General features: G+C 37.5%; 6 protein-coding genes. 3 read left to right on the top strand and 3 right to left on the bottom strand.

The window, feature by feature from the left end; genetic code table 11:
* Nucleotides 1–101: 101 nt before the first annotated feature.
* Complete coding sequence (gene tet(39), locus AC07E5_RS06480; protein WP_498625047.1) at nt 102–1,262, bottom strand: tetracycline efflux MFS transporter Tet(39); 1,161 nt, start codon at nt 1,260–1,262, stop codon at nt 102–104.
* 65 nt (nt 1,263–1,327) lie between these two features.
* On the opposite strand from tet(39), the gene AC07E5_RS06475 reads away from it, so the two are divergent.
* The 3 genes from AC07E5_RS06475 to AC07E5_RS06465 all read left to right on the top strand — a co-directional run bounded on the left by AC07E5_RS06475 (nt 1,328) and on the right by AC07E5_RS06465 (nt 2,849).
* Complete coding sequence (locus AC07E5_RS06475; RefSeq protein WP_004787586.1) at nt 1,328–1,969, top strand: TetR/AcrR family transcriptional regulator C-terminal domain-containing protein; 642 nt, start codon at nt 1,328–1,330, stop codon at nt 1,967–1,969.
* 291 nt (nt 1,970–2,260) lie between these two features.
* Complete coding sequence (locus tag AC07E5_RS06470; protein ID WP_039890878.1) at nt 2,261–2,548, top strand: BrnT family toxin; 288 nt, start codon at nt 2,261–2,263, stop codon at nt 2,546–2,548.
* Nucleotides 2,535–2,849, top strand: a complete 315-nt coding sequence (locus AC07E5_RS06465) for a BrnA antitoxin family protein (RefSeq protein WP_057691017.1) — start codon at nt 2,535–2,537, stop codon at nt 2,847–2,849. The genes AC07E5_RS06470 and AC07E5_RS06465 overlap by 14 nt, the downstream gene beginning before the upstream one ends.
* A 79-nt stretch (nt 2,850–2,928) precedes the next feature.
* On the opposite strand, the gene AC07E5_RS06460 is transcribed toward AC07E5_RS06465, so the two are convergent.
* The gene (locus AC07E5_RS06460; protein ID WP_498625044.1) at nt 2,929–3,123 is read right to left on the bottom strand and encodes a hypothetical protein; all 195 of its coding nucleotides are present in this window, start codon (nt 3,121–3,123) and stop codon (nt 2,929–2,931) included.
* A gap of 98 nt (nt 3,124–3,221) precedes the next feature.
* A partial coding sequence (locus AC07E5_RS06455; RefSeq protein WP_498625043.1) for a transposase occupies nt 3,222–3,664 on the bottom strand: 443 nt, incomplete at its 5' end.

Genomic DNA, 3,664 nt, shown 5'->3' with positions numbered 1-3,664 from the left:
AATCATGATACGCCACGGTGGTTGTGTTTTGTGTTAGCGCATTAATAAATACAACCACCTTTTTTATTTTTCAAGCGATAATTATAATATATTTCAACAGTTTAAGCCTTAAGTTGGCGCGTATGGGTGATTACATAAAGTATTGCAGCTAATGCCCATACCATTCCAGGAGCTGATGCCTGAGTCATAAAATAGAGGCTAGTAACTAATACAGGACCAATTATAGCCCCCAGACTATTAAAACTGCTTAATAGCCCTTGTAATTCACCTTGTCTTTCATCACTAATACCTCTGGACATCATTGCTTGCAAAGCAGGAACGGCTACTCCACCAAGGGCAAACAATGGTAACAACGCAAAAGGCACCCATTCTTCAACAGCAATAGATAAAAGAAGTAAACCAATTGCATCGCAAGCTATTCCACATAACAACGTATTTTTCTCTCCAAACCTCTTTACCATAGGGGCGATAGCAAAAGCCTGTGCAATAGAATGGCATATTCCATAACTAGCAAGGGAAACACCTGCAATAAATATACTCCAGCCATAACGATCCTGCCCATAGATAACCCATAAAGTTGCGGGGACTTGTGAAACCAATGTGATAATTAAAAAGATACCAAGCAATGGAGCCATATTAGGTTGAGTGATCAAATAGGATAATTTCTTTAATATTGATTGCTCCTGAACCTTCTCAGTCATTTTATTGCTGTGTTTTGATTCTTTTAATAAGACTGCTGTCATTATTAAATTAATCCCATTCATAAAAGCAGCAGCAAAGAACGGTGCATGTAAGTTCCATTCACCCAAAACTCCACCTATTACCGGACCCGCTATAAACCCAATACCAAAGACAGCTCCAAGGAGACCAAACCTTTTTGCACGCTCATGGGCTGGAGTAATATCTGAAACATAAGCTGTTGCAACAGCCATGTTGGCACCTGTAATTCCCGCAAAAATACGACCAATATATAGCCACAATAGAGAAGGAGCAGCAGCCATTAGGAGATAATCAGCCGTTGCACCAGCAATTGAAATAATTAATACAGGTCGACGTCCAAATCGGTCACTCAACGCTCCAAGGATAGGTGCAAAAATGAACTGCATCAGAGCATACACAGCTAATAAAGCACCATAGTGAACACCGCCTGCTTCAGCTCCAGCCAATGACCGTAATAATTCAGGCAAGATCGGCATAATTAAACCAATCCCAACAGCATCCAGAAATATAGTGATTAAAATCACGCTCAATGATTTCTTCACAAATGCCTTCTCTAGCAATGATAGAATTAATATTCTCTCACACACTCCCTATCAGTGATAGATTTATGAGTAAAAAAGATATTGCACCTCAACGTCTGACACGTGAAATAGTCCTGCGTACCGCATTGGATATGTTGAATGAAGAAGGCATAGATTCAATAACCACACGCAAGCTAGCTCAACGATTGGGTATTAAATCTCCAACTCTATATTGGCATTTCAAGAATAAATCCTTGTTAATGGAAGCAATGGCGGAAACCATTATAAATGAACACCATTTAGTTTCTTTACCCATCGATGGGATGACATGGCAAGATTGGTTGCTCGCTAATTCTGTAAGCTTTCGTCGAGCACTACTAGCTTACCGTGATGGTGCTCGTCTACATGCAAGAACTAGCCCCAGTCAAGGACATTTCAACACGATTGAGGCCCAAGTTGCGCTGTTATCTCATGCTGGGTTTTCTCCTGTTGAAGCAGTTGCATTACTTATGACATTAGGAAGGTTTATTGTTGGGTGGGTCCTTGAGGAGCAGCAAGAAGAAATAAGATCAGACCCACCATTCGAAGCCGATCCAACTATATATCCACTCATGCTCCAAGGAGTGAATACCTTACAAAATATGAATGCGGATGACATTTTTGAAAATGGGATTCGTATGGTGATTATCGGTGCTGAAAGACAACTTGATATTAAAATGCAAACTTAACTCTATACTGCTTTAAGCAACTGTTCTATTTAGTAATAAAGCTTTTATCCTTAATTATTTAACATAATAGAGCTTATACGAAACGCATATAAAAATAGTTCTATATTTCAAAAAGTTATGCTATAAAAAATCGGGGACGCAAACCCAAAAAGCTGACTTGGAAACAAGTCGGCTTTTTTATGATCGTTTTTGATAGTTCTTGCCAATAATTTTGACTAAAAATTACGCTTTTCAGCTTGAGTGATACAATTTTGTGATACATTATTGTATATACAAATTTGAATGTTTTTTATGGAACAGTATTTCGAATGGGATGAGGCAAAGAATCGAAAGAATCAGAAAAAGCACGATGTCTCTTTCGAAACAGCAAGCCTTGTTTTTGAAGATCCTCTAAGGATCTCAATCCAGGACAGACATACCGATGGCGAAGAACGTTGGCAGACCATTGGAAAAGTGAAAGGCGTACTAATGCTCTTAGTAGCTCATACCATCTTTGATGAAGATGACTGTGAAATCATACGAATCATTAGTGCAAGACAGGTAACTAAAGCAGAGCGAGATAAATATGAGCATGGTTAGATACTCACGCAAAGAACTGAATGAAAAATTCAGCGACAAGCAAGATGCTGAAATTGAACGCTTGCTTGCTAAGGGAACGGTTCCTGACGATCAGCTAGATCTATCAGATATTCCTGAAATTACCGACTGGAGTAATGTTGTACTCCACAATCAATTCTATCGTCCAGTAAAGCAACAAACTTCAATTCGGTTAGATGCTGATGTGCTTGCTTGGTTCAAAGCACAGGGAAAAGGTTATCAAACACGTATGAATGAAATCTTACGGGATGCTATGCTCAAAGAATTAAAAAATCATCAATAAAAATGGGAGCTTAGGCTCCCATTTTTAATTTCGTATAAGGTGTATTAGGTTGATTTTAGAAATATTAGTAAAAATGATATCAATTACTAACTCTAATTTGAGCTTTAAAATCATCAATATTTTTGCTTGCATCAAAAAGTTTAAAGTATTTCAATGCTACCTTTCGTGCTTCATTTGAAGATGCTCTCCAATGGGCTGGATGAGGCACTCGAAGTACAAGGGTTTCATTATTCCAGATACGCATAGTAAATTTATCTACATGCTCTCCAGTCATTATTTTCTCGTTGCTTAAGAGTTCTAAACTTTCTTCAAGTTTAGGGAAATTATTGTGATATTGACCAGTGAAAAAAATAACTTAGGACTTACGCACTATTATTTAAAGATTCTCTGTGGTAGCAGATGATTTTTATCGAGAATAAAGTCATCAATGAAGCTTTTGATAATTGGTCTAAATAATTTCTTCTGCCAACGATATACATTTTCAAAGATCCGCTCAAACTGGTTTTTTTGTATCTCAACGTAGGCCATCAAGGCTGAAAAAATATGATTCAAAATCAGTTTAGATCGTCTTACTTGAAACTTTTCAATATGACAAACCTGTTTAATCACTCGGTGATATTGTTCTATTTTCCAATGACTTGAATGTAATTCATGAAAACCCTCAAAGGACAATAAATCATCTTCATCCTGATGCACAATATAAAACCTCTGCTGTTCTTTTAACTGAGTCTTAAATAATTGTACAAAGCCAAAATCTTTGAGCCAGACCACTTGACCCTGATGGAAATCTGGCAATAAACGCAGTTGAAACCATT

The organism is Acinetobacter seohaensis (assembly GCF_056431365.1).
The sequence above is the reverse complement of the archived record's forward strand: the minus strand, read 5'-3'. Positions and strand labels throughout refer to the sequence as shown.

Bases quoted from the DNA above. Each gene is read 5' to 3' on its own strand.
- AC07E5_RS06475 (WP_004787586.1), top strand. From the start codon at position 1,328: ATGAGTAAAAAAGATATTGCACCTCAACGTCTGACACGTGAAATAGTC.
- AC07E5_RS06470 (WP_039890878.1), top strand. From the start codon at position 2,261: ATGGAACAGTATTTCGAATGGGATGAGGCAAAGAATCGAAAGAATCAG.
- AC07E5_RS06465 (WP_057691017.1), top strand. From the start codon at position 2,535: ATGAGCATGGTTAGATACTCACGCAAAGAACTGAATGAAAAATTCAGC.
- AC07E5_RS06460 (WP_498625044.1), bottom strand. From the start codon at position 3,123: ATGACTGGAGAGCATGTAGATAAATTTACTATGCGTATCTGGAATAAT.